Annotated in this window: 17 protein-coding genes; all 17 read left to right on the top strand. The window is 71.3% G+C overall.

The features are described 5' to 3' along the window. Positions 1-93 precede the first annotated feature (93 nt). The 17 genes from fusA to tsaD all read left to right on the top strand — a co-directional run bounded on the left by fusA (position 94) and on the right by tsaD (position 15163). Positions 94-2184 (top strand): elongation factor G, encoded by a 2091-nt coding sequence (fusA, locus tag ACOOGH_RS00740; protein WP_420447099.1) that lies wholly within the window; start codon positions 94-96, stop codon positions 2182-2184. A gap of 22 nt (positions 2185-2206) precedes the next feature. Then, positions 2207-2959 carry a YebC/PmpR family DNA-binding transcriptional regulator gene (locus ACOOGH_RS00745; RefSeq protein ID WP_420447100.1) on the top strand — a complete coding sequence of 251 codons (753 nt, stop codon included), beginning with the start codon at positions 2207-2209 and terminating at the stop codon, positions 2957-2959. 2 nt (positions 2960-2961) lie between these two features. Continuing rightward, the gene (ruvC, locus tag ACOOGH_RS00750) at positions 2962-3438 is read left to right on the top strand and encodes a crossover junction endodeoxyribonuclease RuvC (protein ID WP_420447101.1); all 477 of its coding nucleotides are present in this window, start codon (positions 2962-2964) and stop codon (positions 3436-3438) included. Beyond that, positions 3435-4028: a Holliday junction branch migration protein RuvA gene (ruvA, locus tag ACOOGH_RS00755; RefSeq protein WP_420447102.1), complete on the top strand. Its 594-nt coding sequence runs from the start codon at positions 3435-3437 to the stop codon at positions 4026-4028. The genes ruvC and ruvA overlap by 4 nt, the downstream gene beginning before the upstream one ends. After that, entirely contained in the window at positions 4025-5086 is a 1062-nt protein-coding gene (gene ruvB / locus ACOOGH_RS00760) for a Holliday junction branch migration DNA helicase RuvB (RefSeq protein ID WP_420447103.1), read from the top strand. Before ruvA ends, ruvB begins: the two co-directional genes overlap by 4 nt. After that, entirely contained in the window at positions 5076-6212 is a 1137-nt protein-coding gene (gene queA, locus ACOOGH_RS00765) for a tRNA preQ1(34) S-adenosylmethionine ribosyltransferase-isomerase QueA (protein ID WP_420447104.1), read from the top strand. The genes ruvB and queA overlap by 11 nt, the downstream gene beginning before the upstream one ends. A 24-nt stretch (positions 6213-6236) precedes the next feature. Continuing rightward, a complete protein-coding gene (gene tgt / locus ACOOGH_RS00770; protein ID WP_420447105.1) occupies positions 6237-7442 on the top strand; it encodes a tRNA guanosine(34) transglycosylase Tgt in 1206 nt (401 codons plus the stop codon). Beyond that, positions 7436-7729 (top strand): preprotein translocase subunit YajC, encoded by a 294-nt coding sequence (gene yajC, locus ACOOGH_RS00775; protein ID WP_420447106.1) that lies wholly within the window; start codon positions 7436-7438, stop codon positions 7727-7729. The genes tgt and yajC overlap by 7 nt, the downstream gene beginning before the upstream one ends. 57 nt (positions 7730-7786) lie before the next feature. After that, positions 7787-8281, top strand: a complete 495-nt coding sequence (def, locus tag ACOOGH_RS00780; RefSeq protein ID WP_420447107.1) for a peptide deformylase — start codon at positions 7787-7789, stop codon at positions 8279-8281. Between the two features lie 16 nt (positions 8282-8297). Beyond that, on the top strand, positions 8298-9278 hold the full coding sequence (gene fmt, locus ACOOGH_RS00785) for a methionyl-tRNA formyltransferase (protein WP_420447108.1): 981 nt from the start codon (positions 8298-8300) through the stop codon (positions 9276-9278). 124 nt (positions 9279-9402) lie between these two features. Continuing rightward, complete coding sequence (locus tag ACOOGH_RS00790; RefSeq protein ID WP_420447109.1) at positions 9403-10014, top strand: thiamine phosphate synthase; 612 nt, start codon at positions 9403-9405, stop codon at positions 10012-10014. Further along, a complete protein-coding gene (thiS, locus tag ACOOGH_RS00795) occupies positions 10014-10220 on the top strand; it encodes a sulfur carrier protein ThiS (protein WP_420447110.1) in 207 nt (68 codons plus the stop codon). The genes ACOOGH_RS00790 and thiS overlap by 1 nt, the downstream gene beginning before the upstream one ends. Before the next feature lies 1 nt (position 10221). Then, positions 10222-11013, top strand: coding sequence for a thiazole synthase (locus ACOOGH_RS00800; RefSeq protein WP_420447111.1), 792 nt, complete (start codon positions 10222-10224; stop codon positions 11011-11013). A 16-nt stretch (positions 11014-11029) separates the two neighbouring features. Next, complete coding sequence (locus ACOOGH_RS00805; RefSeq protein WP_420447112.1) at positions 11030-12343, top strand: RsmB/NOP family class I SAM-dependent RNA methyltransferase; 1314 nt, start codon at positions 11030-11032, stop codon at positions 12341-12343. Between the two features lie 7 nt (positions 12344-12350). Then, positions 12351-13139: a PASTA domain-containing protein gene (locus ACOOGH_RS00810; protein WP_420447113.1), complete on the top strand. Its 789-nt coding sequence runs from the start codon at positions 12351-12353 to the stop codon at positions 13137-13139. Positions 13140-13145: 6 nt separating this feature from the next. After that, entirely contained in the window at positions 13146-14093 is a 948-nt protein-coding gene (locus ACOOGH_RS00815; RefSeq protein WP_420447114.1) for a CdaR family protein, read from the top strand. Between the two features lie 26 nt (positions 14094-14119). Beyond that, a complete protein-coding gene (tsaD, locus tag ACOOGH_RS00820) occupies positions 14120-15163 on the top strand; it encodes a tRNA (adenosine(37)-N6)-threonylcarbamoyltransferase complex transferase subunit TsaD (protein ID WP_420447141.1) in 1044 nt (347 codons plus the stop codon). Positions 15164-15238 lie beyond the last annotated feature (75 nt).

Genomic DNA, 15238 nt, shown 5'->3' on the forward strand with positions numbered 1-15238 from the left:
CGTCGCGCACGGAACGGCCCGTGGCCGTAGCAAAGCGCCTGTCGCGGGCCGCCAGCCCCGGTGTCATCCCAGGCAGAGTACAGGGAGGTGTACATGGCGTCTGCCGCCTCGGAATATCAAACGCGGAACCTGCGCAACGTGGTCCTCTTCGGGCACGGAGGTGCCGGAAAGACGACGCTGGTGGACTCGATGTGCTACATCGCCGGCGGGACCACCCGAAAGGGCGATGTCCAGAAGGGGAACGCGCTCACCGACTTCACGCCCGAAGAGACCGGGCACAAGATCTCGATCAACCTCGCCGTTGCCCACGCCGTCCGGAACGGCGTGCGGATCAACCTCATCGACACCCCCGGATACCTCGATTTCCTGGGTGAAGTCGTGGCCGGAATCCGCGTGGCCGACGCCGGCATCTGCGTCATCGACGCGATCTCCGGCGTCGAGGTGGGGACGGAAAAGACCTGGACCGCCGCCGACGCCGCAGGCCTGCCGCGGGCCGTCTTCGTCTCGATGATGGACCGGGACAACGCGGACTTCCGCAGCACCCTCGGTCAGATCCGGGACGAACTCACCTCCGCCGCGATGCCGGTCCACGCCCCCATCGGGGCGGGCGCCGACTTCAGCGGCTTCGTCGACCTCCTCACCATGAAGGCCCACACCCTCAAGGGAGGGGACAAGGGCGCCGCCACCGTGGCGGATGCGCCCGCCGATGTTGCGTCCGAGGTGGAGGACCTCAGGGAGGAACTGATCGAGGCGATCGTGTCGGGCGATGACGACCTGCTCGAAGCCTATTTCGAGGGAGAGGAACTCGACCCCGGTCGGCTCGGCGAGGTGTTTGCGGAGGCGATCCGTACCGGCGACATCGTCCCCGTGTTCTGCGGCTCGTGCCAGACGAGCGCCGGAGTGCCGGCCCTCATGGACCGCATCGTGGAACTCTTCCCCTCGCCCGACCGGGCCGCGCCCCGGACGGCGCGTGACGGAAGCGGCGAGGTGTCGCTGGAGCCGGGCGCCGGGTCGCCCACGGCGGCGCTCATCTTCAAGACGACGTCCGAACCCCACGTCGGCGACCTGAGCTATTTCCGCGTCTTCTCCGGACGGATAACCAACGGCGTTACGCTCGCCAACCCCGACCGTTCCGCGAGCGAGCGCATCGCGCACATCGCGATTCCGCACGGGTCGCAACGCATCGACGTCGATGCGCTGAACCCCGGCGACATCGGGGTCGTCACGAAGCTCAAGGACACGCACACCGGGGACACCCTCTGCGACGACGGGAGCCAGCTCTCATTCGGCGGGATCGAGTGGCCCGTGCCCGATCTCTCCCTCGCCGTCACCGCCTGCACGCGGGCCGACGAGGACAAGATCGGAAGCGGTCTCGCGAAGCTGCACGAGGAGGATCCGACCTTCTCCTCCGGATACGATCCCGAGCGCGGACAGACGATCATCCGCGGGCTGGGGGAGATTCACCTCAACATCTCGCTCGAGAAGATGACCCGGAAGTACGGGGTCAACGTGGACACTCACCAGCCGAACATCGCCTACCGCGAGACGATCACGAGGACCGCGGAGGGCCAGGGGCGCCACAAGAAGCAGTCGGGCGGCCGCGGGCAGTTCGGCGACTGCCACATCCGGCTGAGCCCGTTGCCGCGCGGGGAAGGGTACCAGTTCGTCGATAAGATCAAGGGCGGCGTGATCCCGACCAAGTTCGTCCCGGCCGTGGGCAAGGGGATCGGGCTGGCCTCGGGCAAGGGCGTCCTCGCCGGCTATCCGCTCGTCGACTTCCAGGCCGAGTGCTACGACGGCTCGCACCACTCCGTGGACAGTTCGGACATCGCCTTCCAGATCGCGGGCTCGATCGCGTTCCAGAAGGTCGCGCGGGACGCGAACCCGGTGATCCTGGAGCCGATCATGGAGGTCGAGGTCGAGACGCCCGAGGAGTACATGGGCGAGGTGATGGGAGACCTCAACCAGCGGCGCGGCCGCGTGCTCGGCATGGATTCGAAGGGGCGGCGGCAGGTGGTGAAGGCGCACGTCCCCCAGTCCGAACTCTACAAGTACTCCGCCGCGCTGCGCTCGCTGACGCACGGAAAGGCGACGCACACGCGCAGCCTGGCTGCGTACGAGCAGGTTCCTCCGCATGTTCAGGAGAGAGTGATCGCCGAGTCGCAGCGCGACGATAACGAGTAGGAAGATGAGCAGGCGGTAGCCCGTGGCGGGCCATTCGAAGTGGTCGAAGATCAAGCGCCAGAAGGCGGTGACCGACAAGGCGAAGGGGAAACTCTTCTCCAAGCTCGGTCGCGAAATCGCCGTCGCAGCGCGCGAAGGCGGGGGAGATCCGGACTTCAATCCGCGCCTCCGGACCGCGATCGACAACGCGAAGAGCCAGCGCATGCCGGCCGACAACATCGACCGGGCGGTGCGGCGCGGGACGGGAGATCTGCCGGGCGCGACCTTCGAGGAGGTCACGCACGAGGGCTACGCACCGGGAGGCGCGGCGCTCTATCTGGAGTGCCTGACGGACAACCCCCGGCGCACGCTGGCCGAGATCCGGCACCTGCTCGACAAGCGGGGCGGGAACCTGGGCCAGAGCGGTTCCGTAGCGTGGATGTTCGAGCGCAAGGGTCAGATCCTCGTCCCCGCCGCCGAGTGCGACGAGGAAGCGGCGCTCGACGCGGCGCTCGAGGCGGGGGCCGAGAACTTCGAGTCCGACGACGGCATGTATGTGGTGACGACGGAGGCGCCCGACTTCCACGAGGTGCTCGGCGCGTTGCGCGACGCGGAAATCCCGGTCGACGAGGCGGAACTCGCGATGGTGCCCAGCAACACGGTGAAGCTGGAGGGGCGCGAAGCGGAGAAGGTCCTCGCCGTGTTGCACGCACTCGACGAGCACGACGACGTGCTGAAGGTGAATACGAACGTGGATCTGGAGGAGGCGGAGGGGGCGGACTGGGAGCCCTCCTGAAGGTGCTGGGCGTCGACCCCGGCACGCGGGCGACCGGATACGGCTTCGTCGAAGGGAGCCGCCCGGGCGGTCTCGCGTATCGCCTCATCGAGTGCGGCGTCGTGCGGCCGCGCGGGGAGGACCTCCCCACGCGCCTCGTGGACATCCACACCGCGGCGCTCGAACTCATCGACCGGCTGGAGCCCACGTGCGTCGCGATCGAGAGCGCCTTTCACGGACGGAACGCGCGGACGGCGCTCGTGCTCGGGCACGCGCGCGGCGTCCTCGTCCTGGCGGCCGCGCTGCGGGGGTTGCCGGTCCACGAGTACGCGCCCCGCCAAGTGAAGAAGCGCGTGGTGGGGACGGGCGCCGCGAGCAAGGAGCAGGTCGGGTTCATGGTCAAGCACCATCTGCGGCTCGGCGAGCCGCCGCGTCCGGCGGATGCGGCGGACGGCTGCGCGGTCGCGCTGTGTCACCTCCTCGCCGGACCGATCCGGTGATCCGGCGCATCCGGGGCGAACTCCTCGGGCGCGCGGCGAGCGCCGTCGAGGTCCTCACGGGAGACGGCATCGGCTACGAGATCAGCGTGCCGCTCGGACTCGCCGGACGCCTTCCGCCCGAGGGGTCCGCGGTCGAACTGCACACGGTGCTCATCGTGCGCGACGACGCCCACGAACTGTTCGGCTTCGAGACCGCGCGCGACCGCGAACTCTTTCAGCGGCTCCGCGTCCCGAGCGGCGTGGGCCCCCGGCTCGCGCTCGCGATCCTCGGGGCGCTGCCGCCCGAGCGCGTGGTGCGCGCCATCAGGGCCAAGGATCACCGCACCCTCCAGACCGTGAGCGGCGTCGGCAAGAAGACCGCCGAGCGCATCGTGATCGAACTCGCCGACAAGCTCGACGACCTCGGCGACGACCCCGTGCCGGGCGGCGGACCCGCCGCCGCGGCCGTGCAGGCGCTGCGCGGCCTCGGCTACCCGCGCGCCCAGGCCGAGAACGCGGTGAGCCGCGCGCTGCAGGGACTGGCCGACGGCGCGGGAGACCCCGATGTCGACGCCGAGGAACTCGTGCGCCACGCGCTGCAGCACGTATGACCGACGAGACCCGTCCGCGCACGGAGGTCACGACGCCGGAGGTGCTCGAGAGCGACGAGCGACCGGACGCCTCCCTGCGCCCACAGCGCCTCGACGAGTTCATCGGGCAGGCGCGGGTCAAGGAGAGCCTTTCCGTCTTCGTGGAGGCGGCGCTCGGCCGCGAGGAGGCGCTCGACCACACCCTCTTCTACGGCCCGCCGGGGCTCGGCAAGACGACGCTCGCCCTCCTCCTCGCCCAGGAACTCGGCGTCGCGATCAAGCTCACCTCCGGCCCCGTGCTCGAGAAACCGGGCGACCTCGCCGGGCTGCTCACGAACCTCCCGCCGCGCGGCATCCTCTTCATCGACGAGATCCACCGCCTGCGGCCCGTGATCGAGGAGTTCCTCTATCCGGCGATGGAGGACTACCGCATCGAGATCCGGCTCGGCGACGGCCCGCGCGTGGAAACCTTCTCGATGAAGCTCGAACGCTTCACGCTCGTGGGCGCGACGACGCGGTTCGGGCTCCTTACCGCCCCCATGCGCGCGCGCTTCGGCGTCGTCGAGCGTCTGGGCTACTACCCGTGGGCCGACCTCCGGCGCATCGTCACCCGCTCCGCGAGCCTGCTCGAGATCCCGATCACGCCCGGCGGGGCAGAGGAGATCGCGCGCCGCGCCCGCGGCACGCCTCGCATCGCGAACCGCCTCCTGCGCCGCGTGCGCGACTACGCGCAGGTGCGGAGCCACGGCACGATCGATTCCGCCACGGCGGAGAAGGGCCTCACGCTGCTCAACGTCGACGAGTACGGCCTCGACGAGATGGACGCCCGCGTGCTGAAGGCGATCATCGAGACCTTCGACGGGGGACCGGTGGGACTCGCCTCGCTCGCCGTCGCCGTGGGCGAAGACGCCGGGACGCTCGAGGAGGTCTACGAGCCGTACCTCATCCAGAACGGCTACATGCAGCGGACGCAGCGGGGGCGCGCCGCCACCCGCAAGGCGTACGAGCGCTTCGGCTACGCCCTTCCAAGCGAGCTCGAGGGCGGGGGCCAGGGTGCGCTGTTCGGCGATGACGGATGACCGGGCGGTCCGGACGGAGGCGTACGACTACGAGCTGCCGGCCGAGCTGATCGCGGCCCGTCCGGCCGCGCGGCGGGACGCCAGCCGGCTCCTCAAGGTCGATCGCGCGCGGGGCCGCTACACGGACGCCGCCTTCCCCGAACTGATCGAGCGGCTGGCACCCGGCGATGCCGTCGTCGTCAACGACAGCCGCGTCTTTCCGGCCCGGCTGCTCGGCCGCAAGCCCACCGGCGCCCGCGCCGAGATCCTCCTTGTGCGCCCCGAGTCCGACGCGCTCGAGCCGTTCGCCCCCTTCGACGAGGCCGACACCCGCCTCTGGCGCGCCATGGTCCGCCCGGGCGGCAAGCTCAAGCCCGGCCGCACCGTGGACATCGCCGACGGGTTCGGGGTCGAGATCCTCGACTCCGCCCCCGACGGCACCCGCCTCGTGCGCCTGGCCGGCGACGGCGACCCGTGGAGCCTGATCCGGCGCCACGGCCGCGTCCCCCTCCCCCCGTACATCGTCCGCGGCGCCCGCGACGGGTCGGGCGGCCAGCGGGGCCGACGCGCACACGACGATGCCGACGACCGGGAGCGCTACCAGACCGTGTACGCGACGCCGGCCGGGAGCGTCGCAGCGCCGACGGCGGGACTTCACTTCACCCGGGAGATGCTCGCCGCCATCGAGGCCCGCGGCGTCCGTCTCGTGTCCCTCACGCTGCACGTCGGGTTCGGCACCTTCCGTCCCGTGACCGCGGAGCGGATCGATGAGCACGAGGTCGCTCCCGAGGCGTACAGCTTCTCCCCCGCCGCGGCCCGGGCCCTGAACGAGACGCGCGACGCGGGCGGGCGAGTGTTCGCCGTCGGCACGACCTCCTGCCGCGTGCTGGAGACGGTCGCTGCCGCCGGCGCCTCGGCAGGCGGCCCGTTCGAGCCGGGACGGGGGTGGACGAAGCTCTTCATCCGTCCCCCGTACACCTTCCGTGCCGTGGACGCCCTCGTGACGAACTTCCACCTTCCGCGCTCCAGCCTGCTCATGCTCGTCGCGGCGTTCGCGGGCCGGGAACTCACGCTGGAGGCCTACGCGCACGCGATCCGCGAGCGATACCGCTTCTACTCCTACGGCGACGCGATGGTCATCACATGAAGACGGTTCCATGAGGTCGATTCCATGACCGGGCCTGCCGCCGCGGGGCCCTCCGACGCCGGGCGCTTCCGCGTCGAGGGGACGAGCGGACGGGCGCGTGCCGCGACGCTCCGCCTGGCGCGCGGCACGGTCCACACCCCGTGCTTCATGCCGGTCGGGACGCTGGGGACCGTGAAGTCGCTCACCCCCGGCGAACTGCGCGCGGCCGGGGTCGAAGTCCTGCTGGGCAACGCCTACCACCTCTACCTCAGGCCGGGCACGCGCGTGCTCGAAGAACTCGGCGGACTCCACCGATTCATGGGATGGGACGGTCCCATCCTCACCGATTCGGGCGGATATCAGGTCTTCTCGCTCGCCCGGATCAACCGGATCGACGACGAGGGCGTCACCTTCCGCAGCCACCTGGACGGGAGCCTGCACCGGCTCACGCCGGAGTTGTCGATGGAGATCCAGGCCGCCATCGGTTCCGACATCCGCATGGCTTTCGACGAATGTCCCCCCGGCGAGGCCTCGCGCGAGGTGGCGCGGACCGCCGTCGAGCGCACGCTCGCCTGGCTCGAGCGCTGCCGGGCGCGTCACGAGGCGCTGCAGGAGGAGGATCCCGACAGGGGCGGGCTCCTCTTTCCCATCGTTCAGGGCGCTGCCTGGGACGACCTTCGCATCGAATCCCTGGAAGGCACCCTGGCCCGGGGAGAGTGGCCCGGCATCGCGATCGGCGGACTCTCCGTGGGCGAGGAGAAGGAGGTCACGCACCGCGTGCTCGACGCCCTCGAACCCGCGCTCCCCGCCGGTCGCCCGCGGTATCTGATGGGGGTCGGCTATCCGGACGACGTCATCGAGGCGGTGCGGCGCGGCGTGGACATGTTCGACTGCGTGGCGCCGACCCGGAACGGGCGCAACGGCACCGCCTTCACGGCCGAGGGTCGCATCAACATCAAGGGCGCGCGCTTCGCGTCCGATCCCGCGCCGCTGGATGAAACGTGCGACGGCCCCTGCTGCGCCGACTACAGCCGGGCCTACCTGCGGCACCTCTTCGTGAGCAACGAACTGCTCGGCTTGCGGCTGCTTTCGCTGCACAACGTGCGCTTCCTGATTCGATTGACTTCACAGGCGCGCGCGGCGATCCTCCGGGGCGAATACGACCGCTGGGCCGACGACTGGCTCGACACCTACCGGCGCGGCTCTCCGCGCCCCGCGACCGAACACGAAGGTGAGGACGGACCATGCTGATGCTGAACCTCATGGGCGCCCCGGAGGGGGGGACGGCGAATCCGGCCGCCACCATGATGATGATGTTCGGGTTCATCGCCATCTTCTATTTCATCTTCTTCCGTCCGCAGCGGAAGCAGCAGAAAGAGCACCAGGAGCTGGTCAGGAACCTGAAGCGGGGGGACAAGGTCTCGACGATCGGCGGCATCGTGGGCGAGATCGTCCACCTCTCGAACGACATCGTCACGATCAAGAGCGGCGACACCCGGGTGGAGGTCGAGCGCTCCAAGATCGGAAAAGTCAACTAGCCGCCTCTGGTCCGGCCGCCTCCGTCCCGCCGGCTCCGGTAGCTCGGCCGAGTCTTCGTGATCCTCGACATCCGCATTTTCGGCGACCCTGTTCTGCGGGAGAAGTGCGCCCCCGTGGCGGAGATCGACGACGAAATCCGCCGGCTCGCCGCCGACATGCAGGAGACGATGTACGACGCGGACGGCATCGGTCTCGCGGCGCCGCAGGTCGGGGTGCCGATCCGTCTGTTCGTGTACGACGTGCGCGAACGGGGGGTCGCGCCCGGGGTCCTCGTGAACCCGGAGATCGTCGAGGAGAAGGGCGCCGTGAAGGAGGAGGAGGGGTGTCTGAGCATCCCCGGACTGTCGGAGACCGTCGAGCGCAGCGAGTCCATCGTCGCCCGCGGCCTCGACCTGGATGGAGAGCCGGTGGAGATCCGCGCCGAGGGCATTCTGAGCCGTTGCATCCAGCACGAGAAGGACCACCTGGACGGGATACTCTTCCTCGACCGCGTGAGTCCGCTCAAGCGCAAGATCCTGCTCGCGAAGTGGCGGAAACAGGAGCAGGACTGAAACGGCCACGGGCGGCATGAGGGTCCTGTTCTGGGGCACGCCGGAGTTCGGCCTCCCCTCGCTGGAGGCGATGCGGGCGGCTGGGCACGAGATCGCGGGCATAGTGACCAACCCCGACCGCCCCGCCGGACGTGGGCGCCGTCTGCGGGCGAGTCCGGTGAAGGTGTGGGCGCTCGAGGCCGGCGTGCCCGTGCTCCAGCCCGCGCGTCCCGGGGACGAGGAATTCCTCGCCGCGGCCCGCCGCCTGCGTCCCGACATCTCCGTCGTCGCCGCGTACGGCCGGCTCCTCCCGCGCGCGGCGCTGGATCTGCCGCCGCTCGGGTCGCTGAACGTGCACGCGTCGCTTCTACCCGAACTGCGCGGCGCGGCTCCGATCAACTGGGCCATCATCCGGGGGCACCGCGAGTCCGGGATCAGCATCCAGCGCATGGTCGTGGAACTCGACGCCGGACCCGTGCTCGGACAGACCCGCATCCCCATCTCCGCGACGATGACGGCCGGGGAACTGTACCGGGAGGCCGCGGAGGCGGGGGGCGCGCGGCTCGTCGCCGTGCTCGACGACCTGGCCTCCGGGCGGTCGGTCGAGACGCCGCAGGACGACGCGCGCGCGACGTGGGCGCCGAAGCTCGACCGCGAGGCGGCGCGCATCGACTGGTCGCGCCCCGCCGCCGAAGTCGCGAACCGGCTGCGCGGCTGCGACCCGTGGCCCGCCGCGTGGACGCCGCTCGCAGCGCCCGCCGGCCTCGCCGGGACAAGGGTGCAGTGTTTCGAACCGGGCGTCGGCGATGCCGGTGCGGACGACGCCGGCGCGGGAAGCGCACACTCGGGAGTCTCGCCGGGCAGCGTCGTCGAGGCCGATCCCGCGCGGGGACTGCGCGTCGCGACGGGGTCGGGCGCGATCGCCATCGGCGCCGTGAAGCCTGCCGGCCGCCGCCGCATGAGCGCAGCCGAGTGGGTGCGGGGGCTCCAGGATCCAAAGGAGGTCCGCTTCGGCTGAATCACGGCTTCCGCGGCTGCACGTCCTCGTCTCCGAGCGGGAACTCGAGGGCGCCGGCGAGGGCGGCGCCTCCGGTGGCCGGGGCGCCTCCGGCGGTCCGGGCGGGCTGACGGGGGTCGCGCGCGTGCTGGAGGCCGCGGCGCCCGTCGCGGTCCACCTGAGGGCCCGGATCAGCGCCCGGCGGCTGTTCGAAATCGCGGCCGAACTCGCCCCCGTCGCGGCAGCCGCCGGGAGCTGGCTCGTCGTGAACGGCCGTCCCGACGTGGCGCTGGCGGCGGGTGCGCGGGCCGTTCAACTTGGGCGCACCGCGCTCGGGGTAGCGGAGACGTGCCGCATCGTCGAGGCCTGCGCGGGGAGGCTCGCGGTCGGGGCATCGGTGCACGGCGCGGAGGGGGCGTGGAAGGCCGCCCGGGCGGGGGCCGACTACCTCGTGCTCGGCACGATCTACGCGACGCCATCCCACCCGGGGGTCGAGGGAAGCGGTCCCGCCGCGGTGTCAGCGGTTCGCCGCCGGCTGTCGGCCCTGAGGCTGGCCGCTCACCGGCTGCCCGCCAACCGGTTGTCCGCTCGCCGTCCGCCCCCGATTCTCGCCATCGGAGGCGTGCGCGCGGATCGGATCGGGGAGGTGACGGAGGCCGGAGCATACGGCATCGTGGTGGGGCGGGCCGTGTGGTCCGCGCCCGACCCGGGGCGAGCCGCGCTCGACCTCGCGCGGAGACTCGAAGCGGAGAGTTGATGGAGATACAGATACAGGTGAACGGACGGGAGCGAGACGTTCCCGCGGGAACGTCAGTCGCGACTCTGCTCCAGGATCTCGGGCTCGACGGCCGCACCCTCGTCGTCGAACTCAACCGGGAGATCATCCGGCGGCCCGAGATAGAGAGCGTGCGCCTCGAGGCGGGCGACCGCGTCGAACTGGTCCATTTCGTGGGAGGCGGCTGAGATGGCTTCGGGCGAGAGCGCGCCGCTGGAGATCGCCGGCCGGACGTTCGGGTCCCGGCTCATCGTGGGGACGGGAAAATACCCCAGTCCCGAGATCATGCTGGAGGCGATCCGGGCCTCCGGGGCCGACATGGTCACCGTCGCCGTGCGCCGGGTCGACATCGAGAACCCGGACCGGGACGACAACCTCCGCACCCTGAGCCCGGACGAGTTCAGCCTCCTGCCGAACACGGCCGCCTGCTACAGCGCCGAGGAAGCGATCCGCACCGCGCGCCTGGGGCGGGCGGCGGGCATGAGCGACTGGGTGAAGCTCGAGGTCATCGGCGACCCCGACACCCTCCTCCCGCACACCGAGGAGTTGATCGAGGCCACGCGCGTGCTCGTCGCCGAGGGTTTCGTCGTTCTCCCGTACACGAACGACGACCTCATCACGGCGCTCCGGCTCGAAGAGGCCGGGGCCGCTGCGGTGATGCCGCTCGCCTCGCCGATCGGGAGCGGTCTCGGACTCCTCAACCCGCTCAACATCCGCATCATCAAGTCCCGACTCTCCGTCCCCATCATCGTCGACGCCGGCGTGGGCACGGCGTCCGACGCGTGCGCGACAATGGAGCAGGGCGTGGACGGGATCCTCATGAACACGGCGATCGCCGCGGCGGAGGATCCGGTCGAGATGGCAGGCGCCATGCGGCTGGCCGTGGAAGCCGGCCGCCGCGCCTACCTCGCCGGTCGCATGCCCCGGCGCGAATGGGCGGTGCCTTCGAGCCCGCTCGAAGGCGTGCCCCCGCCGGATTGAATCCGGAAGACGCGGCTTGAATCCCCGCGCGGCGGCCCACCGGATACTGGGCGAGGTACGGGGCGGGGCATTCTCCGACCGGGCGGCGTCGCGCATCCTGCCGGCGGTGGATACGGCCGACCGCGGACTCGCGCTGGACATCGCCTTCGGCTGCCTGCGGCTCCGCGCCCGCCTCGATGCCCGGATCCGGACCTTCGCCGACCGCCCGCTGTCCCGCATGGACGGGGCCGTGCGCGACTGGCTCCGCATCGGCGTGTACCAGCTCACCGAGCTGAGGATTCCGGACCACGCGGCGGTAGGAGAAACCGTCGCCGCCGCGCGCGCCGCGCTGGGGCGGGGACGCGCGGGTTACGTGAACGCCGTCCTCCGCGCGCTGGCGAGGAGCCGCGGCAACGACTCCGGCGCGGCCGCCGATCCGTTTCCCGATCCCTTTCCCGATCCGGACGCGGATCCGGTGGGGCACCTGTGCTCCTGGGGTTCGCACCCGGAGTGGCTCGTGCGACGATGGCTGGCGCGCTGGAAGCTGCCGGATGTGCGGCGGCTCATCGAACAGCAGAACCGGCCGCCGGACGTCGTCGTCCGCATGCTGAGCGGGGATGATCCGGCGCCACCCGACGGCGTCGAACTCACGCCCGTCCGTGGGTGGCCGCGCTCCTTCAGGCTCGAACAGGGACTGCCGGCGATGGCGCTATCCGGCCTCACAGCCGTGATTCAGGACCCTGCGGCCTCCGCCGTGGTAGATTACGTGGGCGGCCGGCTCGCGGAGCCGGTGCTCGACGTGTGCGCGGCCCCGGGCACCAAGACCCTCGGGCTCGCCGCGGGGTACGGTGTGTCGGTCGTGGCGCTCGACGTCTCGCAGCGCCGGCTGGCCCGCCTCGGCGCGCCGGCCGCCCGGCTCGGGTTGCCGGTGAGCGCCGTCGTCGCCGACGCGCGGCGGCTTCCGGTCGCCGAGGCCGGGACCGTGCTGGCCGACGTACCCTGCACGGGCACCGGCGTACTCGGGCGGCGGGCCGACGCTCGCTGGCGGCTCGAACAGCGCGCCCTCGACGACCTCGTGGCGCTGCAGCGCGAGATCGTGGACGCCTGCGCCGCGGCCGTGAGGCCGGGCGGACTGCTCGTGTACAGCACGTGTTCACTCGAACGTGAGGAGAACGAAGAACAGGTGGACGCCTTTCTGGACCGCAGACCCGACTACCGGCGCGAGCCGCCCCACAGCGATGGCGCGACGCTCCGCAGCGACTGTGTGACGTCCCGCGGCGACCTCTTCGTGCGCCCATGGCTCACCGGCACGGACGGCGCCTACGCGGCGCGTTTGCGGCGAATCGCGTGAGGGTCCCGTGAGACTCCTGCGCCTGGTCCTCCTCTTCGCCGCCATGTTCGGCACCGGCTACCTGTTCGCCGCGATCCGGCTCTTCCCGGCCGCGGAAGATCCGACCGACGTCGACTTCGCCGTCGTCCCGGACCTCACGGGCGTCCCGCTCGCCGAGGCCGGCCAACGCCTCTCCGCGCTGGCTCTTGTCCCCACGGATCAGGGGAGTCTCCATCACGACGAGATTCCCGCCGGCGCCGTCATCGCCCAGCAGCCTCTCCCCGGCCAGTTGGCACGGGCCGGGGACACGATCGTCGTCACGACGAGCGCCGGCGTCGAAACGCGCCGCGTGCCCGATCTGGCGGGACTGGCGAGCAGCGAGGCCGCAACCCTCCTCACCCGGCTCGGGTTCGAGATCGAGATCGAGGAAACCGACGAGAGCACGATCGCCGGCGCGATCCGCACCGAGCCCGCCGCGGGGGCGAGTCTCACGCTCCCCGCCCGCGTCCGGCTCTTCGTCAGCCTGGGGAAGCCGATCGTCTCCGTCCCCGATCTTCAGGGGCGCCATGTGGACGACCTCGAGCTTCTCCTCGAGGAGGTCGACCTGCGGCTGGGCGCCGTTCGTTATCAGGTCGAGGCGCCGGAGGTGCAGGGCCGTGTCATCTTCCAGAGTCCGACCCCCGGCTCCGCTCTCCGCGGAGAGGGATTCGTCTCGGTGATCGTGGCCGGGACGCCACCCGATCCGGCCACCGCCGACCTCACGCGCGAAGCCGTCCGCGACACGCTGCCCGCGACACCCGGCAACGGGGAGGGTTAGAAGCAAATGGACTTCAAGAGCGTGTTCACGAAGAACTGGCCCTACAAGGTCGCGGCCGTCGTGCTGTCCGTGCTCCTCTGGCTCAGCGTGTCGGCCGACGCCGAGGTCGCCGAGCAGCCGGTGTCGACGCTGCTCGAGATCCAGGTGAGCGACTCCGCGTGGAGTCTGCGCGAAGTACGGCCCGCCGAGATCACGACGACCTTCCGCGGCGGCCGGAACCAGGTATTCGCCGCGCTCTCCGCGGAGCCCGTGATCCGCAAGGTCATCGACCAGGTCGAGGACACCGTGGTCCAGGTCCCGCTCTCCACGTCGGAGGTCATCTACAACCGCCAACTCGGGGTCGCTCCCGTGGGAGTCTCTCCGGAAGTCGTCAACGTGTATCTCGAGGAACGGGTGGGGAAGCGGGTCGCGGTCGCCGGCCGCACGGACGCGACGGCGGCGCCGGGCGTGCTCGTCGTGGGCATGCAGGTCGCCCCCGACAGCGTGTGGCTTCAGGGACCCGCGTCCTTCGTCAACGAGATTTCCGAGGTGACGACGGCCACGTTCGAGGTGGGCGCGGTCTCCGCGCGCGTGACGCGGCAACTCGAGATCGCCCTGCCGCCCGATCTGGCGGGACTCTCGGTCGAACCCGCCACCGTAATCGCCACGGTCGAAGTCGACTCGCTCCGCACGCGCCTGTTCACGAGCGAGGTCATCGCCACGGGCCCCCGGGCCCTGATGGCCGCGCTGGATCCGCCCACGGTCACCGTGGTCGTCACCGGGCCCGCGGGCATCGTGGACGGACTCGACCCCGCCGACGTGCGCGTGACCGTCGAGATCCCCAACTCGTTCGAGGCAGCGGCTTCCTACCCCGTGGCCGCGGCCTTGCCCGACGACGTGGCCGGCACGGTGACGATCGACCTCGTGCCGGAGCGCGTGAGCGCGGGCATCGCCTCCGACCCGCCGGACCCATAGACACCCGGGGCGGGCCGGTTCTCGGCATCGAGACCTCGTGCGACGAGACCTCGGCCGCGGTCGTGGACGAGAGCGGGATCCGGGGCCTCGCGATCGCCTCGCAGGATGCGCACGCCGCGTTCGGGGGGGTCGTGCCGGAGATCGCCGCGCGCGAGCACATCCGCTCGCTGGACGCGATGGTGCGGCACGCGATGCGCGAGGCGGAGGTCGACCACGCGGACATCGCCGGCGTGGGCGTGACGGCGGGTCCCGGGCTCGTCGGCGCCCTGCTCGCGGGCGTGAACTGGGCCAAGGCCTACGCCTTCGCGCGCGGTCTTCCGCTGCTCGGCGTCCATCACATGGAGGGACACCTGTTCGGCACCGCGCTCGAGCACGAGGGCGCGCAGCCCCCCTTCATCGGTCTCCTCGTGTCCGGCGGGCACACGCTCCTGCTGGAAGCGCGCGCCTGGGGGCGCTATCGCCTGCTGGGCCAGACGCGGGATGACGCGGCGGGCGAGGCGTTCGACAAGGTCGCGCGCCGGCTGGGGCTGCCGTATCCCGGCGGGCCCCAGATCCAGCGCGCGGCGGAGAGGAGCGCGGCCGCCCGGGGCGCAGCCGCCCGCGGCGCGCCGGGCCGTTTCCGGCTCCCGCGCCCCATGCTGAGCCGCCGCGATCTGCCCGGCGATCCCGCGTACTACGACATGTCCTTCTCCGGACTGAAGACGGCCGTGGCCCGGATCGCCGGAGACCTGGAGGAGGAGGGCGCCCTGGCGGATGCCGTCGACGACCTGGCGGCGGAATTCCAGGAGGCCGTGGTCGACGTCCTCGCCGAGAAGACGCGCCGCGCGGTGGAACAGACGAGTTGCCGGCGGGTCGTGCTGGGAGGGGGAGTGGCGCGGAACTCCCGTCTTCGTGAAGGTTTAGCCGAGCGTCTGGGCACGTCCGGGGAGTTGTACGCCCCCTCGCCACGGCTCGCGACGGACAACGCAGCGATGATCGCTGCGGCCGCGCGGTTTCGCATGGCGAGAGGGGAGCGCAGCCCGTGGTCGCTCAATGCCGAAGCGGCGCTCGCGTTTCCCGGTCTCGCATAGGGCGGCCGGCGCGGGAGCCGGGACAGCCAACCAGCAGCACTGCAGCCAACAGCACTGCAGTCAACAGCACTGCGG

It is taken from the genome of Candidatus Palauibacter sp., from assembly GCF_965213655.1.
Lineage (GTDB): Bacteria > Gemmatimonadota > Gemmatimonadetes > Palauibacterales > Palauibacteraceae > Palauibacter.

Excerpts from the sequence above, each read along its gene's own strand:
- fusA (WP_420447099.1), top strand. The coding sequence starts at position 94 with ATGGCGTCTGCCGCCTCGGAATATCAAACGCGGAACCTGCGCAACGTG.
- ruvB (WP_420447103.1), top strand. The coding sequence starts at position 4,025 with ATGACCGACGAGACCCGTCCGCGCACGGAGGTCACGACGCCGGAGGTG.
- queA (WP_420447104.1), top strand. The coding sequence starts at position 5,076 with ATGACGGATGACCGGGCGGTCCGGACGGAGGCGTACGACTACGAGCTG.
- tgt (WP_420447105.1), top strand. The coding sequence starts at position 6,237 with ATGACCGGGCCTGCCGCCGCGGGGCCCTCCGACGCCGGGCGCTTCCGC.
- yajC (WP_420447106.1), top strand. The coding sequence starts at position 7,436 with ATGCTGATGCTGAACCTCATGGGCGCCCCGGAGGGGGGGACGGCGAAT.
- fmt (WP_420447108.1), top strand. The coding sequence starts at position 8,298 with ATGAGGGTCCTGTTCTGGGGCACGCCGGAGTTCGGCCTCCCCTCGCTG.
- thiS (WP_420447110.1), top strand. The coding sequence starts at position 10,014 with ATGGAGATACAGATACAGGTGAACGGACGGGAGCGAGACGTTCCCGCG.
- ACOOGH_RS00800 (WP_420447111.1), top strand. The coding sequence starts at position 10,222 with ATGGCTTCGGGCGAGAGCGCGCCGCTGGAGATCGCCGGCCGGACGTTC.
- ACOOGH_RS00815 (WP_420447114.1), top strand. The coding sequence starts at position 13,146 with ATGGACTTCAAGAGCGTGTTCACGAAGAACTGGCCCTACAAGGTCGCG.